Annotated in this window: 19 protein-coding genes; 14 read left to right on the forward strand and 5 right to left on the reverse strand. The window is 71.1% G+C overall.

Going from position 1 to position 19,524, the window contains the following annotated elements; translation table 11 throughout:
- Positions 1-4 precede the first annotated feature (4 nt).
- The 7 genes from OG522_RS29735 (at position 5) to OG522_RS29765 (ending at position 6,646) form a co-directional block, all read left to right on the forward strand.
- The gene (locus OG522_RS29735; RefSeq protein ID WP_329466108.1) at positions 5-259 is read left to right on the forward strand and encodes a hypothetical protein; all 255 of its coding nucleotides are present in this window, start codon (positions 5-7) and stop codon (positions 257-259) included.
- Between the two features lie 11 nt (positions 260-270).
- Positions 271-468, forward strand: coding sequence for a hypothetical protein (locus tag OG522_RS29740; RefSeq protein ID WP_329466109.1), 198 nt, complete (start codon positions 271-273; stop codon positions 466-468).
- A gap of 212 nt (positions 469-680) precedes the next feature.
- Entirely contained in the window at positions 681-965 is a 285-nt protein-coding gene (gene tatA / locus OG522_RS29745) for a Sec-independent protein translocase subunit TatA (RefSeq protein WP_329466110.1), read from the forward strand.
- A gap of 71 nt (positions 966-1,036) precedes the next feature.
- A complete protein-coding gene (gene tatC / locus OG522_RS29750) occupies positions 1,037-1,990 on the forward strand; it encodes a twin-arginine translocase subunit TatC (RefSeq protein ID WP_329466111.1) in 954 nt (317 codons plus the stop codon).
- A 37-nt stretch (positions 1,991-2,027) separates the two neighbouring features.
- A complete protein-coding gene (locus OG522_RS29755) occupies positions 2,028-2,960 on the forward strand; it encodes a diacylglycerol kinase (RefSeq protein ID WP_329466112.1) in 933 nt (310 codons plus the stop codon).
- 45 nt (positions 2,961-3,005) lie between these two features.
- Positions 3,006-5,834, forward strand: a complete 2,829-nt coding sequence (locus OG522_RS29760) for a DEAD/DEAH box helicase (RefSeq protein ID WP_329466113.1) — start codon at positions 3,006-3,008, stop codon at positions 5,832-5,834.
- Between the two features lie 182 nt (positions 5,835-6,016).
- Complete coding sequence (locus tag OG522_RS29765) at positions 6,017-6,646, forward strand: TetR/AcrR family transcriptional regulator (RefSeq protein WP_329466114.1); 630 nt, start codon at positions 6,017-6,019, stop codon at positions 6,644-6,646.
- A 30-nt stretch (positions 6,647-6,676) separates the two neighbouring features.
- Here the strand turns inward: OG522_RS29765 and OG522_RS29770 are convergent, their stop codons facing one another.
- Positions 6,677-7,648: an ADP-ribosylglycohydrolase family protein gene (locus tag OG522_RS29770; RefSeq protein WP_329466115.1), complete on the reverse strand. Its 972-nt coding sequence runs from the start codon at positions 7,646-7,648 to the stop codon at positions 6,677-6,679.
- Between the two features lie 153 nt (positions 7,649-7,801).
- Here OG522_RS29770 and OG522_RS29775 point away from each other — a divergent pair, with 153 nt between their 5' ends.
- The 3 genes from OG522_RS29775 to OG522_RS29785 all read left to right on the forward strand — a co-directional run bounded on the left by OG522_RS29775 (position 7,802) and on the right by OG522_RS29785 (position 10,574).
- A complete protein-coding gene (locus tag OG522_RS29775) occupies positions 7,802-8,470 on the forward strand; it encodes a PadR family transcriptional regulator (protein WP_329466116.1) in 669 nt (222 codons plus the stop codon).
- A gap of 275 nt (positions 8,471-8,745) precedes the next feature.
- Positions 8,746-9,756: an ABC transporter ATP-binding protein gene (locus tag OG522_RS29780; RefSeq protein WP_329466117.1), complete on the forward strand. Its 1,011-nt coding sequence runs from the start codon at positions 8,746-8,748 to the stop codon at positions 9,754-9,756.
- Positions 9,753-10,574, forward strand: a complete 822-nt coding sequence (locus OG522_RS29785) for an ABC transporter permease (RefSeq protein ID WP_443074765.1) — start codon at positions 9,753-9,755, stop codon at positions 10,572-10,574. The genes OG522_RS29780 and OG522_RS29785 overlap by 4 nt, the downstream gene beginning before the upstream one ends.
- A gap of 240 nt (positions 10,575-10,814) precedes the next feature.
- Here the strand turns inward: OG522_RS29785 and OG522_RS29790 are convergent, their stop codons facing one another.
- Positions 10,815-11,660 (reverse strand): siderophore-interacting protein, encoded by an 846-nt coding sequence (locus OG522_RS29790; protein ID WP_329466118.1) that lies wholly within the window; start codon positions 11,658-11,660, stop codon positions 10,815-10,817.
- A 49-nt stretch (positions 11,661-11,709) separates the two neighbouring features.
- Positions 11,710-12,633 (reverse strand): 5'-3' exonuclease, encoded by a 924-nt coding sequence (locus OG522_RS29795; protein WP_443074766.1) that lies wholly within the window; start codon positions 12,631-12,633, stop codon positions 11,710-11,712.
- Positions 12,634-12,814: 181 nt separating this feature from the next.
- Here OG522_RS29795 and OG522_RS29800 point away from each other — a divergent pair, with 181 nt between their 5' ends.
- The 3 genes from OG522_RS29800 to OG522_RS29810 all read left to right on the forward strand — a co-directional run bounded on the left by OG522_RS29800 (position 12,815) and on the right by OG522_RS29810 (position 16,470).
- The gene (locus OG522_RS29800) at positions 12,815-13,918 is read left to right on the forward strand and encodes a quaternary amine ABC transporter ATP-binding protein (RefSeq protein ID WP_329466119.1); all 1,104 of its coding nucleotides are present in this window, start codon (positions 12,815-12,817) and stop codon (positions 13,916-13,918) included.
- Positions 13,911-15,710, forward strand: a complete 1,800-nt coding sequence (locus OG522_RS29805) for an ABC transporter permease/substrate binding protein (protein ID WP_329466120.1) — start codon at positions 13,911-13,913, stop codon at positions 15,708-15,710. The genes OG522_RS29800 and OG522_RS29805 overlap by 8 nt, the downstream gene beginning before the upstream one ends.
- 205 nt (positions 15,711-15,915) lie before the next feature.
- Complete coding sequence (locus tag OG522_RS29810; RefSeq protein ID WP_329466121.1) at positions 15,916-16,470, forward strand: helix-turn-helix domain-containing protein; 555 nt, start codon at positions 15,916-15,918, stop codon at positions 16,468-16,470.
- A gap of 170 nt (positions 16,471-16,640) precedes the next feature.
- Here OG522_RS29810 and OG522_RS29815 read toward each other — a convergent pair whose 3' ends face one another.
- Positions 16,641-17,753, reverse strand: a complete 1,113-nt coding sequence (locus tag OG522_RS29815) for a TDT family transporter (RefSeq protein WP_329466122.1) — start codon at positions 17,751-17,753, stop codon at positions 16,641-16,643.
- A 70-nt stretch (positions 17,754-17,823) separates the two neighbouring features.
- On the opposite strand from OG522_RS29815, the gene OG522_RS29820 reads away from it, so the two are divergent.
- Positions 17,824-18,753: a LysR family transcriptional regulator gene (locus tag OG522_RS29820; protein ID WP_329466123.1), complete on the forward strand. Its 930-nt coding sequence runs from the start codon at positions 17,824-17,826 to the stop codon at positions 18,751-18,753.
- 69 nt (positions 18,754-18,822) lie between these two features.
- On the opposite strand, the gene OG522_RS29825 is transcribed toward OG522_RS29820, so the two are convergent.
- Positions 18,823-19,506: a GNAT family N-acetyltransferase gene (locus OG522_RS29825; RefSeq protein WP_329466124.1), complete on the reverse strand. Its 684-nt coding sequence runs from the start codon at positions 19,504-19,506 to the stop codon at positions 18,823-18,825.
- Positions 19,507-19,524 lie beyond the last annotated feature (18 nt).

A 19,524-nucleotide genomic window follows, 5' to 3' on the forward strand; every position in this document is an offset into this window, starting at 1 on the left:
GAACATGTCGGTGCTGCCCGGTCTTTCCCGCCCCGTGATCCCGGTCCTCTTCAAGGCGGCCTGCCCGCAGTGCCGCGCCCGCTTCGAGCTCGGCGCGGCGGCGCTCCGGCTGGCGATCGGCGCCAGCCGCCGCACCACCTTCTACTCCTTCACCTGCCCCGAGTGCGGCTCGGCCGTCCGCAAGCCCGCCGGCGAGCGCATCATCGAACTGCTCACCGGCGGCGGTGTCCGCACCCTCCGCCTCCACTCCACCGTCTAGGGTCCGCATCCATGTTCTGGCCGATGACCGCCATCGCCCTCGGTTTCCTCGGGATCGCCGTGCTCGGCGTCCTCGCCGTCAAGGTGTTCGTCGAGGCGCAACGGCTCGGCCGCCAGGTGGCAGCCACCACAAGCAAGATCAACCGCGCCGCCGAGGACCTGGAGCGCGCCGCCGTCGATCTCGCGGCCGCCGGGGAAACGCTGAGGTGACCGGTGCGCTCCGACGTCGCACGTTTCGGGGCGGTACGCTGCACAACGCGGTCCAGGCAGCGAGGCACGGTCCGCAAACGGGAGTACGCACGGGGATTGCCCAGCGTTCACCCCTGCGCGTTACGATCGCTGGACGCAAGGCGGCCGGACACCAGTCCGGCCGCCACCCACAGCCCCCATCCCATGCAGCCTCGGTGAGAAGGTAAACGCTTATGTTCGGAAGGCTCGGCGCCCCCGAGATCATTCTCATCCTCATCGTCGTCGTCCTGCTGTTCGGCGCGAAGAAGCTCCCGGACATGGCGCGGTCGCTCGGCAAGTCGGCCCGCATCCTCAAGAGCGAGGCCAAGGCCATGAAGTCCGACGGTCAGCAGACCGCCCCGGCCGACCCGCCGGTCCCGGGCGAGCAGCCGCCGGCGCAGCGCACCATCCAGTCCGCTCCGGGCGATGTGAACAGCGCGCGTCCGGTGGCCGAGCCGACGGACTCGACGCAGCGCTGACACCGGGCCGAAGCAGGGCGCTGTTCACCCCCGTGACCAGAGCGACCTGCCGCACGAGATGAGGACGTGGGTTGCTCAAGTCTGCCCGCAAACAACAAAGGGACCCCGAGGGGCGGATGCCGCTCTCGGACCATCTTCGCGAGCTGCGCAACCGGCTCGCGAAGTCGGTGTTGGCGGTTCTGCTCTGCGCCGTGGTGGCGGCGTTCTACTACAAGCAGATCGTCGAAGTCATCACCGAGCCGATCAAGACCGCGGTGAACTGCAAGGTCGCCTTCGGCGACCTCGCCAAGCAGGACGGCGGCAAGTGCGGCAACATCACGATGTCCGGCCTCATGGGGCCGTTCACCCTGATGATCAAGGTGTCGCTGGTCGCCGGCGTCGTGGGGGCGAGCCCGGTCTGGCTCTACCAGCTGTGGGCTTTCGTGGCGCCCGGTCTGCACAAGCACGAGAAGAAGTACTCGCTCGGGTTCGTGGCGGCGGGTTTCCCGCTGTTCCTGGCCGGCGGTTACTTCTCGTACCACGTGCTGCCCGCCGCGGCCACGGTGCTGCTCGACTTCACGCCCGCGGGAGTGGCGAACCTCCTGCCGCTGAACGAGCTCCTCGACCTCGTCACACGCATGATCATCGTCTTCGGCCTCTCCTTCGAGCTGCCGCTCTTCCTCGTCATGCTCAACTTCAGCGGCATCATCAGCGGCCGCCGCATGCTGGGCTGGTGGCGCGGAATGATCATGGGTGTCACGATCTTCGCGGCGTTCGCGACGCCGACCGTCGACCCGGTGTCGATGCTCTCGCTCGCCGCCCCGATCGTGCTGCTCTACTTCCTCGCCGTCGGCATCGCCCTGATGAACGACAAGCGCCGCAAGGAGCGCGCGGACGCGGAGCCAGACGACGACGAGGCCTCCGACCTCGATCTCACCCCCGAGGACGTCGGCGCGGTCGAATCCGTGAGCGCGGTCGCGGCCCTGCCCGAGCAGGCCGACGGCGGCCGGTCCAGCAAGCTCGGCGGGTACGACGACATCACCTGACCTTGACGTGATCGCCGGACCTTGTAGGGTCCGGCGGGTGACCAGCGAGATCACCCTCTTCGTCAATCCCACCGCGGGACGCGGCCGGGGCGCGCACGCCGCGCAGCCGGCCGCTTCCGCGTTGCGGGCCGCCGGATTCTCCGTGCGCACCGTCCTCGGTGAGAACGCCGAGGACGCCCTGCGCCGCGCCCGCGAGGCCGTCGAGGACGGGACCGGGGCGCTCGTCACGGTCGGCGGCGACGGAATGGTCAACCTCGCCCTCCAGGCGGTCGCGGGCACCCGGACCCCGCTCGGCGTCGTCGCTGTCGGCACCGGCAACGACTTCGCGCGCGCCCTCGGCCTGCCGATACGCGACCCGGTCCGCGCCGGGGAGCTCGCCGCCCGTGCCCTCAAGGGCGCACACATCCGGGACATCGACCTCGGCCGGACCGACGGCCGCTGGTTCGCCACCGTGCTCGCCTCCGGCTTCGACTCCCGGGTCAACGACCGTGGCAACCGCATGCGTTGGCCGAGCGGCCGCTTCAAGTACGACCTCGCCATGCTCGCCGAACTCGCCTCCTTCAAGCCGATCCCGTACAAGATTGCGCTCGATGACGGCGAGATCCGGGAGATCGAGGCGACGCTCGTCGCCGTCGGAAACGCCTCCTCCTACGGAGGAGGCATGCGCATCTGCGCCGGCGCGGATCTGACCGACGGCCTCTTCGACGTCACCGTCGTCGGCGACTGCTCGCGCACGACGCTCATCAAGGTCTTCCCGAAGGTCTACCGGGGCACCCACCTCGGCCACCCCGTGGTCACCACCCACCGCGTCGCCTCGATCACGCTGGCCGCCGACGGCATCACGGGATACGCCGACGGGGAACGGCTCGGGCCGCTCCCGCTCACCGCGGAGTGTGTACGCGGTGCCGTGCGGGTATTGGCACCCGTACCGGCGCCCGGCCGGAAGGCCGCCAATCCCGGCCTCCGATAAAGATCGCGACCTCTGTCAGAGGCGGCGGGTAGGCTCGAAGACAAGATGACAGAGGACCTCTCACCAGCCGAAGCGTACGCAGCTGCCCGGCTCCGCGCCGTCGAGCAGGCCACCGCGCTCGCACCCTTCCGTGACCTGTACGACTTCGATCTGGACCCGTTCCAGATCGAGGCGTGTCAGGCCCTCGAAGCCGGAAAGGGCGTGCTCGTGGCCGCCCCCACCGGCTCCGGCAAGACCATCGTCGGCGAGTTCGCCGTGCACCTGGCCCTGGCACAGGGCCGCAAATGCTTCTACACCACGCCCATCAAGGCGCTGTCCAACCAGAAGTACGCCGATCTCGCACGACGCTACGGCGCGGGCAAGGTAGGCCTGCTGACCGGCGACAACAGTGTCAACGCCGACGCACCCGTGATCGTGATGACCACAGAGGTGCTCCGCAACATGCTGTACGCGAGCTCCCAGGCGCTCGTGGGCCTCGGCTACGTGGTGATGGACGAGGTGCACTACCTCTCCGACCGCTTCCGCGGCGCCGTCTGGGAAGAAGTGATCATCCACCTCCCGGAATCGGTCACGTTGGTCTCGCTCTCCGCGACGGTCTCCAACGCCGAGGAGTTCGGCGACTGGCTCGACACGGTGCGCGGCGACACCGAGGTGATCGTCTCCGAGCACCGCCCCGTGCCGCTGTGGCAGCACGTCATGGCCGGGCGGCGGATGTACGACCTCTTCGAGGAGGAGTCCGACCACGGCGGGCGCGGGGTCGCCCGGCGCGAGGTCAACCCCGACCTGCTGCGCATGGCGCGGATGGAGAACCAGAAGACCTACAACCCGCGGGACCGGCGCCGCGGCAAGATGGTCCGCGAGGCCGACCGCGAGCGCGAACGGCGCTCGCGCTCCCGGATCTGGACGCCCGGCCGTCCCGAAGTCATCGAACGGCTCGACGCCGAGGGCCTGTTGCCGGCCATCACCTTCATCTTCAGCCGCGCCGCCTGCGAGGCGGCCGTCCAGCAGTGCATGTACGCGGGCCTCAGGCTCAACGACGAGGACGCGCGCCAGCAGGTCCGCGAGATCGTCGAGGAGCGCACCGCCTCCATCCCCGGCGAGGACCTGCACGTCCTTGGCTACTACGAGTGGCTCGAAGGCCTGGAGCGCGGCATCGCCGCCCACCATGCGGGCATGCTGCCCACCTTCAAGGAGGTCGTGGAGGAACTGTTCGTACGGGGCCTGGTGAAGGCCGTGTTCGCCACCGAGACCCTCGCCCTCGGCATCAACATGCCCGCGCGCTCGGTGGTGTTGGAGAAGCTCGTCAAGTGGAACGGCGAGCAGCACGCCGACATCACCCCAGGTGAGTACACCCAGCTCACCGGCCGGGCCGGGCGGCGCGGTATCGACGTCGAGGGCCATGCGGTGGTCCTGTGGCAGCGCGGCATGGACCCGGGCGCGCTCGCGGGCTTGGCCGGCACGCGCACCTATCCGCTGCGCTCCAGCTTCAAACCGTCCTACAACATGGCCGTCAACCTGGTCCAGCAGTTCGGCAGGCACCGCTCGCGCGAGCTGCTCGAAACCTCCTTCGCGCAGTTCCAGGCCGACAAGTCGGTCGTCGGCATCTCGCGCCAGGTGCAGCGCAACGAGGAGGGCCTGGAGGGCTACCGGGAGGGCATGCACTGCCACTTGGGGGACTTCGAGGAGTACGCGCGGATGCGGCGCGACCTCAAGGACCGCGAGACCGAGCTCGCCAAACACGGTGCGGCGCAGCGCCGGGCGGCCGCGGCGGCCTCCCTGGAGAAGCTCAAGCCGGGCGACATCATCCACGTACCGACCGGCAAGTTCGCGGGCCTCGCCCTCGTCCTCGATCCCGGCATTCCGGCCGGGCGCACCAACGGCCACCGCGGCTTCGAACAGCACGACGGGCCGCGCCCGCTGGTGCTGACCGCCGAGCGACAGGTCAAGCGGCTCGCCTCCATCGACTTCCCGGTGCCCGTCGAGGCGCTGGAGCGGATGCGGGTGCCGAAGTCGTTCAACGCGCGCTCGCCGCAGTCCCGCCGGGACCTGGCGTCCGCGCTGCGCACCAAGGCCGGGCACATCGTCCCCGAGCGGCACCGCAAGGCCCGCTCGGAGGCGGCCGACGACCGCGAGATCACCCGGCTGCGCACGGCGCTGCGCGCCCACCCCTGCCACGGCTGCGACGAGCGCGAGGACCACGCGCGCTGGGCCGAGCGCTACCACCGCCTCCAGCGCGACACCAAGCAGCTGGAGCGCCGCATCGAGGGCCGCACCAACACCATCGCGCGCACCTTCGACCGCATCGTGGCGCTGCTCACCGAGCTCGACTACCTGCGCGACGACGAGGTCACGGAGAACGGCAGGCGCCTGGCCCGCCTCTACGGCGAACTCGATCTCCTGGCCAGCGAGTGCTTGCGCGAGGGGGTCTGGGAGGGCCTCACCCCGGCCGAACTGGCCGCCTGCGTATCGGCGTTGGTGTACGAGGCGCGGCAGGCCGACGACGCCGTGGCGCCCAAGACGCCGTCCGGCAAGGCCAAGGCCGCGCTCGGTGAAATGGTGCGGATCTGGGGGCGGCTCGACGCCCTCGAAGAGGACCACAAGATCAACCAGGCGGAGGGCGTGGGCCAGCGCGAGCCCGACCTCGGCTTCGCCTGGGCCGCCTATCAGTGGGCCTCCGACAAGGGCCTCGACGAGGTGCTCCGCGAGGCGGACATGCCCGCGGGCGACTTCGTGCGCTGGTGTAAGCAGGTCATCGACGTCCTCGGCCAGATCGCGGCGGCGGCCCCGCGCGAGAACAGCACCGTCCCGAGGAACGCCCGCAGGGCGGTCGACGCGCTGCTGCGTGGCGTGGTCGCGTACAGCTCGGTGGGCTGAGAGGCCGACTGGAAGTACGGGGTGGGGCCCTGCCGGTGTTCGTCCGGTGGGGCCCGTTCCGTCTCACGCCCCGCCGCCCCAGAAGCCGGCGGCGGGGGCGGCATCGCGGGGGAACCGGAGCGGAAGGGCGGCGCGATCCTCGCCCCGAACCGTTGTCAGAGGCGTGTGCGACGATCGGCTCCATGAGCACCACGACGGGACGACGGGTCGGACGGCCGCGGGCGATGCAGCGGCCGGACAGCGGCCTTGCGGCGCGCGATGAACTGCTGTGCGCGGCGGCCGAGTTGTTCACGTTGCGCGGATACGCGGCGACCACCACCCGCGCGGTGGCGGACCGGGCGGGCTTGCGGCAGGCCACGATGTACCACTACTTCGCCGGCAAGGAGGACCTCCTCGCCGAGCTGTTGGAGTCGACGGTGACCCCTTCGCTGGAGCTGGCCCGCCGCCTCCTGGCCGACGCGTCGCGCGGCGCCGAGGACCGGCTACGCGAGCTGTGCCGCTCGGACGTGGAGCTGCTGTGCGGCGGCCCGTACAACCTGGGCGCGCTGTATCTGCTCCCCGAGGTGCGGGCCGAGCGCTTCGCGGTGTTCCACCGCATACGCGCCGAGCTGAAGGAGGCGTACGGGGAGCTGCTCGCCGGGACGCGGGCGTGCGCCACCCTGGACGCGGACGCACTGGCGCTGCGTACGGATCTGGTCTTCGGCCTGATCGAGGGCGTCATCCTGATCCACCGCTCGGCGCCGGGGCGCGACGTCCCGGTCTTCGCCCAGGCCACGGCGGACGCAGCCCTGCGCATAGCAGGAACACCCTGACCCCACCCCGGCCCACCACGGCTCCGGCTGCTAGCGGGCCAACTCCCTTGCCAGGTAGGCGAGTTGGGGTGCCTTCAGCACTCGGCTGCCGAAACCGGGCAGAGGAACGTGGAGCGGGGTCGTCCAGCGGGCGGGGATGGCTGCCAGACCGTAGCGGCAGCCCGCGAGCCCGCCCGTCACCGCGGCCACCGTGTCCGTGTCGCCGCCCAGGTCGATCGCCGCGACCAGGGCCCGTTCGAACGAGTCCGTCGTGCGCAGCGCCCAGAGGGCGGAGCCCAGGCACGGCCAGATGGCGCCGTTGAACTCGGTCGCGTCGTCGGGGTGCCAGTCAGGCGCCAGAACCGCCGACCAGCGGGCCCGGTGGTCGGGGTGCGCGGCGGCCAACGCGTCGGGTACGGCCGTCAGCGGGTCGGCCCCGCTCAGCGCCACCCGCACCAGCTCGTGGTAGATCGCCGTGCCTTCCCAGGCGGCCCGATCGCCGTGGGTGAGTGCGGCGATGCGGCGGGCCGCAGCCATGGTCGCCTCGCGTCCGGCGGCCGCGAAGTAGACCGCGGACGTGGTGGCCCGCATCAGTGAACCGTTGCCTGCCGCACGGCGGTTGACCTGGAAGTGCAGTGCGGCGGCGCGGTCCCAGGGTTCGCCGTTCGTCAGGACGTCCTCCGTCTGGAGCCCGATGTCCTTGGGACCCGCGGCCGCCCAGCGCTGGAACCGCCGGAACATGTCAGCCGGTTCGAGCCCGCAGCACTCCAGCAGGGAATCGGCCACGAGTACGGCCATCTGCGTGTCGTCGGTCGCCTCACCCGGGTCCCAGCCGCCGCCCCCGCACATGGTGCCGATGCCGTCGGGGAACCGCGCCGTGTACACGCCGGGCGGCCCGAACTCGAACGGTGCACCCAGCGCGTCACCCACCGCGGAGCCGACCACGGCACCCGCCGCTCGATCTGCGATGTCGGCGCGCTCATCCGCGCTGCGGAGCGGGATCTCAGGGTCGTCGCAGGTCATGTCGTGCACGCTAACCAATGGCTTGGCGGGGCCGCGAACAGATTTCCGCACGAGGCCCCGGCGGTCCCCGCGCAATTCGCGATACGTCGCGATTGACGCTCGCGACTCTTCGCGATATGTTCGGCTACGAGTATTCGGAGACGAGGTGACGTGATGACCAGGCGGCGCAAGCTCGGGAATCCGTTGGCGTTGGCTGTCATGGTGCTGCTCTCCGAGCGGCCGGCGATGCATCCGTACGAGATCGCCCAGACTCTGCGCCGACGCGGCAAGGAGTACAGCATCAAGATCAATTACGGTTCGCTGTACACCGTCGTCCAGAACCTCCAGAAGCACGGATTCGTCGAGGTCGCCGAGGTGCAGCGGCAGGGCAACCGGCCCGAGCGCACCCTCTATGCCCTCACCGCGACGGGTCGCGAGGAGATGGCCGACTGGATGGCGGACATCGTCTCGGTGCCCGTGCACGAGTTCCCCATCTTCGAGACGGCGCTGTCCCTCATGGGCGTACTTCCGCCCGACGAGGTGACCGCGCTGCTTCAGCAGCGGCTCGGCACACTGGAAGTGCAGGCTGCCGGGCTCAGGGGAGCCCTGCGGAAGCTGTGCGAGACGCTGCCCCGGATCTTCCTGGTGGAGACCGAGTACCAGCTCCACATGATGGACGCCGAGGCGGAGTGGGTGCGCGGCTTGCTGAAGGAGATGGCCGAAGGCACCCTCAGCGGCATCGACGGATGGCGCAGTTGGCATTCCACGGGCGAAGTCCCGCGGGAATGGAGGGACTTGGAGGGCGAGGACCACTCCCGTACGCAGTCCGCGGACAGCCCCTAGTCGCGGACATCGCGCTTGCGGGCCGCCGGACCGTGCTTACGGACTCACCGATGACGACGGCGCACCGTTCACGACGGCACACCGTTGACAGTTGACAGAAGAACCCCGGCGCGGGCTGTTGCAGCAGCCCACACCGGGGTTGCGACCCCGGACCGGACCCGCGCGGAGCAGGCCAGGCGATCGAGGGTGCGGCACGCCAAGGGTAGCCCGGCGCTCCTCACGCGGATCGGTCCATCACCACCGACCACCCCCGCTCACCACAGGAGAGCCCCGTCATGAGCACCCGGGCGCCCGCAGTAGAGGCGCGCAACCTGATCAAGACGTACCCCGGTGATGTCACCGCCCTCAACGGCATGGGCATCACCGTCGAAGCCGGCACGGTCTTCGGGCTGCTCGGGCCCAACGGCGCCGGCAAGTCCACCACCGTGAAGATCCTCACCACCCTCGCGCGCCCCGACAGCGGCACCGCCACCGTCGCCGGGCACGATGTGCTGCGCCACCCCGACCGGGTGCGGCGCGCGATCGGCGTGGTGGCGCAGAAGTCCGGCGCCGACCCCGTCGCCACCGGCCGCGAGAACCTCCAGTTGCAGGGGCGGCTGTACGGTCTCACCGGCCCGACCCTCAAGCGGCGCGTGGACGAACTGCTCGAACGCTTCGACCTCGCAGGCGCCGGCAAGCGCATCGTCAAGGGGTACTCCGGCGGTATGCAGCGCCGCCTGGATGTCGCGCTCGGCCTGGTGCACCGGCCCGAGGTGCTGTTCCTCGACGAGCCGACCACCGGGCTCGACCCCGAGGCCCGCACCGCGATGTGGGAGGAGATCTCCCGTCTCGCCGGTGACGAGGGGCTCACCATCGTGCTGACCACCCACTACCTCGAAGAGGCCGACCGGCTCGCGGAGCGGATCGCGATCGTCGACCGTGGCCGGGTCGTCGTGGAGGGCACGCCCGACGAGCTGAAGGGCGAACTCCGCGGCGACGCCGTCCATGTGGAGCTCCGCGAGTCCGTCACCGAGCGCTCCCTGCTCCGCGAGGCGCTCACCGGGCTGCCCGGAGTGCACGAAGTGCTGCTGGACGGCCGCCGGGTCAGCGCCCGCGCCGACGACGGCGCGGCCGCCGTGCCCGTCCTGCTCGCCGCCCTGGAGCGGGCGGGCGCCTCGGTCGCCGCGGCGACCGTCGCCCGTCCCTCCCTCGACGACGTCTACCTCCGCTACGCCGGACGCCGTTACTCCGAGGCCGAAGCCGCCGCCGAAGCCCCCGCCCTCGCCACCGCGGGAGACGCGCGATGACCACCGACACCGTGAACCCCACCCCGAGCAGCCGTCTCAAGGGCTCCAACGCCCTCGTGCAGACCTGGTACATGACACAGCGTCAGCTCATGGCGATCTTCCGGCAGCCCGCCTATCTCCTGATCACTCTCATCCAGCCGGTGATCTGGCTGTTCCTCTTCGGCAACCTCTTCAAGAAGGTCGTCCAGCTCGGCGGCTTCGGCACCACCTCCTACCTGGACTACCTCGTGCCCGGCATCGTGCTCATGAGCGCGCTCGGCTCCAGCATGTGGGCCGGCATGGGCACCCTGGAGGAGATCGAGCGGGGCACCCTCAACCGCTTCCTCACCACGCCGGTCAGCCGCAGCGCACTGATGAACGCCAACGTCGTCCAGCAGGGCATCAGCATCACCGTCCAGACCGTGATCATCCTGCTGCTCGGCAAGCTGGGCGGAGCTCACTATCCGGGCGGGTTCGGCGGCCTTGTGATCCTCGCCATCGCGGCGATCCTGCTCGGCACGGTGTTCGGCGCCTTCTCCAACGCACTCGGCATGCTGGTTCGCCAGCGCGAGTCGATCATCGGCATCAACACCTTCCTCCTGCTGCCGCTGACCTTCCTGTCGTCGGCGTTCATGGCGGCCGCCCAGATGCCGTCCTGGATGCGCCACATCGCCGACTTCAATCCGCTCAACTGGGGCATGGTGGCAGGCCGTTCGGCCATGTCCGCGAGTCCCGACTGGGGCATCGTGCTCGGCCGCGGCGGCGCGCTCCTCGCGCTGGCCGTCATCGCGGTCTGGCTCTCGACCCGCACGTTCCGCTCGTACCAGAAGTCGGTGTAGCGGTTACGAGGTGCTGCCGGCCCCGCCGACCTGGCAGGACCGGCCGCTGATCCACCCCGGCGGGGCGGCGCCGCCCCGCCGGGCTGATCGCGGCCGAAGTCGTACTGGCTCAACGGCCGCCCGGCGCCCGCCGGTTGGCTGGTCGCGGACCAAAGCGCCGGCGTGCCGGGAGGCGCGTGGGCGGGGGCGACCCCGGTCGGGATGCGGCTCCGGCGGCCGGGGTCCCGGCTCGGCGACGCCTCAGGCCCCCGCAGCCTCCTGCTCGCGCTCCACCTGCTCGTTCCACTCCCGCTTCGTCGCGCGCCAGGCGTCGTCGTTCTGGCCCAGGCGCCAGTACCCGGAGATCGACAGGCGCTCACGCGGTACGCCACGCTCGACCCGGAGCAGCCGGCGCAGGTCCTTCACGAAGCCCGCCTCGCCGTGGACGAAGGCGTGCACGTCGCCGGGCGGGAACTCCAACTCCTTGACGGCGGTGACCAGTTGGGAGCCCACCGCGGCCTCGCCCCGGTGCAGCCAGGTCACCGTCGCACCGTCCGGAGTGGTGATCTTCTGCTCCTCCTCGGGCCCGGTCACCTCGACGAAGGCGCGCACCACGGCGCCCGCGGGCATGCGCTCCATCGCCGCCGCGATCGCGGGCAGCGCGCTCTCGTCACCGGCGAGCAGGTGCCAGTCGGCCGCCGGATCCGGGGCGTACCCGCCGCCGGGGCCGAGGAAGCGCACCGTCTCGCCGGCCTGGACGCTGGTGGCCCAGGGGCCCGCCAGGCCCTCGTCGCCGTGGACCACGAAGTCCACCGTGAGCTCGCCGAGCTCCGCGTCCCAGGCCCGTACGGTGTAGGCGCGCGTGCTCGGCCACTGCTCGCGCGGGAACTCGGCACGGATCCGCTCCATGTCGAAGGGCTCCGGGTAGCTCACGCCCGCGGCCGGGAACAGCAGCTTGATGTAGTGGTCGGTGTGCTCGCCGACGGTGAAGGCGGCCAGCGACTCGCCGCCCAGGACGACGCGCACCATGTGCGGAGTGAGACGCTCGGTGCGCACCACTCGCGCCTCGTTGATCCTAGGTGCCTTGCGAGACGGGCGTTCTGCCACAGTGCGCTCCCCTGATCCAGCATTAGTTAGGATTGCCTAAGTTAGCATCTCAGGGGCGCAGGGTGGAGAGCAGACGGCCCGCCGCGCCGCCCAGGCCCCACCGGGCCACCAGTTCATCGAGTGCGGCCGGATGGCGCGGGTCGGCGGGCAGTGCGGCATCGAACTGGGGCAGCGGCACGTCCAGAGCGACCCGTACGACCTTCGGAGCGACGTCCAGGTAGTCCGCCGCCTCCAGGATTCCCCTGCGCTTGGCCGGGGTCAGCCGGGAGAAGCGGTCCGCGGCGGCGGTGCGAACGCCGGCCAGGTCGCCGTACTCCGTGATCAGCTGGGCGGCGGTCTTCTCGCCGATGCCCTTCACGCCGGGCAGCCCGTCGCTCGCGTCGCCCCGCAGCGCCGCGAAGTCCGCGTACTGATCGGGCCGCACCCCGTACTTCGTACGGATCATCTCGTCGTCCACCCGGTCGCAGTCGCCCACGCCCTTGCGCGGGTAGAGCACCCGCACCTCGCGCTTGTCGTCCACCAGCTGGAACAGGTCGCGGTCGCCGGTGACGATGTCGACCGGGCCGGACGCGCGGGCGGACAGCGTGCCGATGACGTCGTCCGCCTCGTAGCCCGCGACGCCGACGCGGGCGATGCCCAGCGCGTCGAGGACGGCCTCGATCACCGGAACCTGCGGGGCCAGGGTGTCCGGGACCTCCTCCTCGTCGGGCAGGCCCGCCGGAGTCTCCCGTGCCAACCGGTGCGTCTTGTAGGAGGGGATCAGCTCGACCCGCCAGTGCGGCCGCCAGTCCGCGTCCATGCAGGCGACCAGCTCGTCGGGCCGGTGGTCCTGGACCAGTCGGCCGATGAAGTCGAGCAGGCCGCGCACGGCGTTGACCGGCGTGCCGTCCGGGGCCCTGACGGTGTCGGGGACCCCGAAATAGGCGCGGAAGTACAGGGAGGCGGTGTCGAGGAGCATCAGGCGTCGCGTCACACCCCGATGATGCCGCACCCCACTGACACCCACCTCACACAGCGGTGAGCTGGGTCACTGTCGTGTTTGCTCCCGGCAAAGCGGGGCAGGCGCGACGCCGGAGCGGACCCAAGTGTGGTTTTCAACCACTTCTCGGGCTGCGGGCCGAATCCGCGCCGCTCCACGGCCCGCCCGCGGGGGGATGCGGGCCGTTCTCAGTTCGACCCGTGAGGTGTATGTGTCCAGGCTGCAAGCCGAGCAGCTCTACAAGGTGTTCGGCAGACGACCCGACGAAGCCGTCCGCAAGCTCGAAAGCGGCTCCGACCGCGACGAGCTGCGGGCGGACGGGACGACCGCGGCGGTGATCGACGCCTCGTTCACGGTCGACCCCGGCCAGATCTTCGTCGTGATGGGTCTCTCCGGATCCGGTAAGTCGACCCTGCTCCGCATGCTCAACGGACTCCTTGAGCCCACCGCGGGCCGCGTCCTGTTCGACGGCCAGGACCTGACCAGCCTGCCCGCCCGTGAGCTGCGCACCGTCCGCTCGACCAAGATCAGCATGGTGTTCCAGCACTTCGCGCTGTTCCCGCACCGCAGCGTCCTGGAGAACGCCGCGTACGGCCTCGAAGTGCAGGGCGTACCCCGCGCCGAGCGCGAGAAGCGCGCCGCCGAGGCCCTGGAGTTGACCGGCCTCGCGGGCTGGGGCGACTCCTGGCCCGACGAACTCTCCGGCGGCATGCAGCAGCGCGTGGGCCTGGCCCGTGCGCTGGCCACCGACGCCGACCTGCTTCTGATGGACGAGTCGTTCAGCGCCCTCGACCCGCTGATCCGGCGCGACATGCAGGACCAGCTCCTCGAACTGCAAAAGCGTCTCAAGAAGACGATCGTGTTCATCACCCACGACCTCAACGAGGCCATGCGACTCGGCGACAAGATCGCCGTGATGCGCGACGGGCGGATCGTCCAGCTCGGCACGGCCGAGGACATCCTGCTCACCCCGGCCAACGACTACGTGTCCTCCTTCATCCAGGACGTCGACCGCTCCCGGGTGCTCACCGCGCTGTCCGTGATGACCACCCCGCACCGCCCCGACGCGGGCGACTGCGCCTGCGAGACGGTCCTGCCCGACACCCCCGTCGCCGACGTCTGCACCGTGGCCGCCCGGGTCCCGCACCCGGTCACCGTCAAGGACACCGGCGGCGCCGTGCTCGGCGTCGTACCGCAGGAGCGGCTCATCGCCTTCCTCGGGGACGACAAGCTGGGTCCGGTCGCCTGCTCGGCGAAGGAGGTGGCCGCCCATGCCTAGGCTCCATCTCGGCGACTGGGTCGACAGCGCCGTCAACTTCCTCCAGGCCCACCTCTCCTGGCTGTTCGACGCCGTCACCCAGGTCGTGAACGGCATGTACGACGGCATCAACGCGGTGCTCGACTGGCCGCAGCCGCTGCTCTTCGCGGGCATCCTCGCCGTCGTCGCCTGGTGGCTTCGCGGCCTGTTCGCGGGCGTCCTCACCTTCGCCGGTTTCGCGCTGATCGACTCGATCCAGCTGTGGGACGACACCATGTCGACGCTCTCGCTCGTGCTCGTCGCGGCGATCGTCACGCTGGTCATCGCGATCCCGCTCGGCATCTGGGCCTCGCGCTCCAAGACGGTGAGCGCCGTCCTGCGACCGGTGCTCGACTTCATGCAGACCATGCCGGCGATGGTCTACCTGATCCCCGGCATCATCTTCTTCGGGGTCGGCGTGGTTCCCGGCATCATCGCCACCATCGTCTTCTCGCTGCCGCCGGGCGTGCGCATGACCGAGCTCGGCATCCGCCAGGTCGACGGGGAGCTGGTCGAGGCGGCCGAGGCGTTCGGCACCACGCCGCGCAACACGCTCCTTCGGGTGCAGCTGCCGCTGGCGCTGCCCACCATCATGGCGGGCATCAACCAGGTCATCATGCTCAGCCTCTCCATGGTCGTCATCGCGGGCATGGCGGGCGGCGGCGGCCTCGGCGGCGCCGTCTACCGGGCCATCGGCAACGTCGACATCGGGCTCGGTTTCGAGGCCGGCATCTCCATCGTGGTCCTCGCCATGTACCTGGACCGGATGACCGGAGCGCTCAGCCGCCAGGTCTCGCCGCTCGGCCGGCGCGCGCTGGCCAAGGCGAAGGCCGCCACGGGCGGTCTCAAGATCTGGAACTACCGGCCGCAGCCCGCCGTCGCGGTCGTCGGCGTGGTCGTGCTCGCCCTCGTCGCGGGCGGGATGGGCGTGTTCGGCTCCTCCGGCACGGCCACCGCCACGGGCGCCAAGGACGTCGGCAAGGGCAAGAAGATCTCGCTCGGCTACATCCCGTGGGACGAGGGCGTGGCCTCCACCTTCCTGTGGAAGGAGCTCCTGGAGCGGCGCGGCTTCACGGTCGATGCCCGCCAGTACGAGGCCGGAGCGCTCTACACCGGCATGGCCGGCGGCCAGATCGACTTCGAGACCGACTCCTGGCTGCCCACCACCCACGCCCAGTACTGGGCCAAGTACAAGGACAAACTGGAGGACCTGGGCTCCTGGTACGGGCCCACCTCCCTGGAGCTGTCGGTGCCGTCCTACGTCAAGGACGTCAACTCGCTGGCGGACCTCAAGGGCAAGGGCGCCGAGTTCCAGAACCGCGTCGTCGGCATCGAGCCGAGCGCCGGTGAGACCGGGATCCTGAAGGACAAGGTCCTCAAGGCGTACGGTCTGGACGGCGAGTACAAGGTCGTCGACGGCTCCACGCCGGGCATGCTGGCCGAGCTGAAGCGGGCGTACGCCAAGAAGGAGCCCATCGTGGTTCCGCTCTGGTCGCCGCACTGGGCGTACAACACCTACGACCTGAAGAAGCTCAAGGACCCCCAGGGCGTCTGGGGCAAGGGCGACGGTGTGCACACCCTGGCCCGCAAGGGCTTCGGTGCCGACAACGCCCAGGTCGGCAAGTGGCTGAAGAACTTCAAGATGGACGAGAAACAGCTCACCAGCCTTGAGGCGAAGATCCAGTCGACCGGCAAGGGCAAGGAGCAGGACGCCGTCCGCGCCTGGCTCAAGGAGAACCCGGGCCTGGCCGACAAGTGGACCCCGGTGGCCTAGGGGAAGACCCCTTGGCACCTCCTGTTTCCGCAGCCGCGGCCGGTCTTCCGGCCGCGGCTGCCAAACGTCGAAATCCGGCCTGATCTCGGGCGGTACCCTTGGTGATCTTGGCGTGACGGTCCCCTCGGGAGCCGAAGCTGCGTAGGGTGCAGGGAAACGCAGCCGGTGCCCACGCGGAGCGAGTGACAGGGAGGGAGCCCGGGAGATGGACGACAAGGAAACTCTTCGGGTGGGGGTGGCGGTGCGGCGCCTGCGCCGCAGCCTCGGTCTCACCCTGGCCGTGGTCGCCGAGCGCAGTGGCCTCTCGGTGCCCTTCCTCAGCCAGGTCGAGAACGAACGCGCCCGCCCCAGCGCCCGTTCCCTCCAGCGCGTCGCGGACGCCCTGAACACCACGGTCGGCGACCTGTACGACGCCGCCGACTGCACCCGCACCGTCGACGTGGTGCGGGCCGAGCCGGAGGCGGACGCCCCCGGCGTACGGTCCCTGCTGCGCGGCCACCACCAACTGCACGCCATGGAGTTCACCGGAGAGCAGGACACCGGGCGCGAATTCCAGCACCGCAACGACGAGTTGATGTACGTGGCCGACGGGGCCGCCGAGGTCGAGGCCGAGGGCCGGGCCTACCGGCTGGAACGCGGCGACACCCTCTGCCTGTCCGGTGGGGTCCGCCACCGCTGGCGGGCCGCACTGCCCGGCACCCGGATCCTGGTCGTGGCGGTCGCCGACCACATCGAGGCCATCGAGGAGACCCGCCACTGATGAGGGTGGTCTGCCTCGTCCCGTCCTTGACGCGGGCGGTCGCGGTCACGGCCCCCGCCTCCGGGCTCCTGGTGGCGTGACGTACGGCCGAAGCGCCGGCCGTATTCGGCGCGGCGCTCGGGACCGGCGGCTGACGTACGGAGGCCGCCTGTGCGGGCTCCCTCCTCGGGTTACTTCTTCACGGGCGCCGCGAGCAGTCTGCCGTTGAGCAGGCCGCGCACCGTGTGAAAACCGGCCACCAGCCAGGCCGCCACGAGCAGCGCGTACAGGGCGGCGGCCAGCCAGTTGAAGGCGTCCAGACCGGTGTGGCGCGCGAGGCCCTCGGCGCCGGTGACGCAGGTGCCCACCGGGAAGGTGAAGGCCCAGAAGGTCATCGCGAAGCGCATCCCGTTGCGGGCCGCTCGGACGGCCATGGCCAGCGCGAGTGCCAGCCACATCAGGGCGAAGCCCATCACCGGCACGCCGTACAGCACGGCGAAGGCGCCCATGCCGTGCGCGTACGGGGCGGCGATCGCGCCGGGTGCCACATCGGCCAGCTTGTTCACGGCGGTGGTGGACTGGCCAAGAGGACCGAGCACCAGGAAGAGGGTCGGGGTCAAAAGCAGGGGCAGCGCGCCTTGGTGAATCAGGCGCGAGAACACCACGGGCAGGATGACCAGGGTGGCGAGCAGGCTCATGCCGAACATGGCGTACGAGCCGAGCAGCAGCGCCTCGCGGGCCTGGCCGGCCGGCAGGCGGGGGATGAGCAGCGGGCCGAGGGTGGCCGAGACCATGGGGGCGACCACGGGGAGCAGCCAGACCGGGGACGCGCTGCCGGGCGCCACGTCATGGCGTACGACCATCAGATACGGGACGGCGACGGTGGCGGCCAGGCCGATCAGGGTGCCCACGCCGTACAGCACCCACGCCAGCGGGACGGCCGCGCTCTCGCCGATCACGTCGGCGCCGACGCCCAGGGTGCCGATGCCGACGGCCAGGAACGCCATCGACAGACAGCCGTAGAAGGGCGCGACCGCCGGATCGAGGAGGTGGGCGCGGGCTTGGTCGCGGTGGTGCAGCCAGTGTCCGGCGCGAGCGCCGAGCAGCACCACGAGCATGGCCAGTGAGAGCGCCCAGACCACCGGGAGGCCGGGGACGTGGAACGGCAGTCCCGCACCCGCGTTCGCGATGATGGCGGTGCCCATGACCGCGGCGTACCAGTTCGGGCCGAGGTGTCGCAGGACGGGAGGCCGGCCGGCGGCGAGGGGCTGGGTGCGGGGGCGCAGATGCGCGAGGGTGGCCATGAATGCAGCTTCGCCCCGGCAGAACGCACCCGCCACGCCTGCTGGGTCTATGAGCCCATAAGCTGGGTTTATGAGCTTGAGCGGTCCTGAGGAGATCAGCCCCCTTGCCCACCGGGTGCCGGACCTGGGGGCGATGGAGTTGCTGCTCGCGGTCGCCCGGCACGGCAGCCTCGGGCGGGCGGCCCGCGACCTCGGCATCACCCAGCCCGCCGCGAGCAGCCGCATCCGTTCGATGGAGCGGCTGCTCGGCGTCACTCTCGTCGACCGCTCCCCGCGCGGGTCCCGGCTCACCGCCGAGGGCGTGCTGGTGACGGACTGGGCACGGCGGGTGGTGGAGGCGGCCGAGGCGTTCGACGCGGGTGCGCAGGCGCTGCGCGGCCGCCGGGACTCGCGGCTGCGGGTCGCCGCGAGCATGACCATCGCGGAGTACCTGCTGCCGGGCTGGCTGATAGCCCTGCGCGCCGAGCGCCCCGGCACCGCGGTCTCGCTCAGCGCCGGGAACTCAGCCGTGGTCGCTCAGCGGCTGCTCGCCGACGAGGCCGAACTCGGCTTCGTGGAGGGACTCGGCGTGCCCGCGGGCCTGGACTCGGCGGTCATCGCCCACGACCGCCTCGTCGTCGTCGCGGCCCCCTCGCACCCGTGGGCCCGCAGGCGCCGCCCGCTCGACCCCGCGGAGCTGGCCGCGACGCCGCTCATCCTGCGCGAACGCGGCTCGGGCACCCGCCAGGTCCTGGACGCCGGGCTCGCCGCGCACGGCGGTCTCGCCGAACCCCTCCTCGAACTCGCCTCCACCACCGCGGTGAAGGCGGCCGTCGTCAGCGGCGCGGGGCCCTCCGTGCTCAGCGAACTCGCCCTGGGGGAGGAGCTGGCGGCCCATCGCCTGGTGAAGGTCCAGGTCGAGGGCGTACGGCTGCGGCGCGAGCTGCGCGCGGTGTGGCGCCAGGGCCCGCTGCCCGCGGGACCCGCCCGCGACCTGCTGTCCCTGACGCGACACCCGTGACCCCGGGCCCCCGACGCGAAGGTTCAGGCCTTCACAACGCGGCACACACCGGCGCCCCTGACGCGGGGGTCAGGCGGGCACGAGCCGACAGCCGTCCGCGTCCTGGCGGGCGCGGGCCAGGCGCTGCTCGATGGTGTGCCGCACCACCGGCCACTCCTCGTACAGGACCGAGTAGAACGCCGTCCCGCGCACGATTCCGTCCAGGCCCCGGGTGTGGACGCGGCGCACCCCCTCGCACACCGCGCCGAGGCGCTCGATCGCGGCCCGCGAGCGGATGTTGCGGGCGTCGGCGCGCAGCGAGATCCGGCGCACCCCCCAGGTGTCGAAGGCGTGCTGGAACATGAGCAGCTTGGCCTCGGTGTTGATGCCGGTGCCCTGGGCGTGCGCGGAGAGCCAGGTGGCGCCGATCTCGGCGGCGTCGGGGACCGCGTCGGCGGCGCCGGTCAGCGGGCCGCGCGGCGCGGGCGGCCACACCACGGGCCCGTCCCAGTAGTCGAGTTCGCAGAACCGGGTCGAGCCGACGACCAGGCCGTCGCCGGCTCGCACGGTCGCGAACACCAGGGACCGGCCGGCCTCCTGGTCGGCCAGCGCGCTGTGGACGTAGGCGTGCGCCGATTCGATGCCGTGCGGCACGGGTGTGAAGGCGTACGAGCTCCGGTCGGCCGCCGCGGCGGCGGCCAGAGCCGGAGCATGGGATGCGGTGAGCGGTTCGAGCCGTACGAAACGGCCCGACAGGATGACGGGTACGGGCACGGGGCCTTCAGGTCCTTC

The organism is Streptomyces sp. NBC_01431 (assembly GCF_036231355.1).
Taxonomy (GTDB): Bacteria; Actinomycetota; Actinomycetes; order Streptomycetales; family Streptomycetaceae; genus Streptomyces.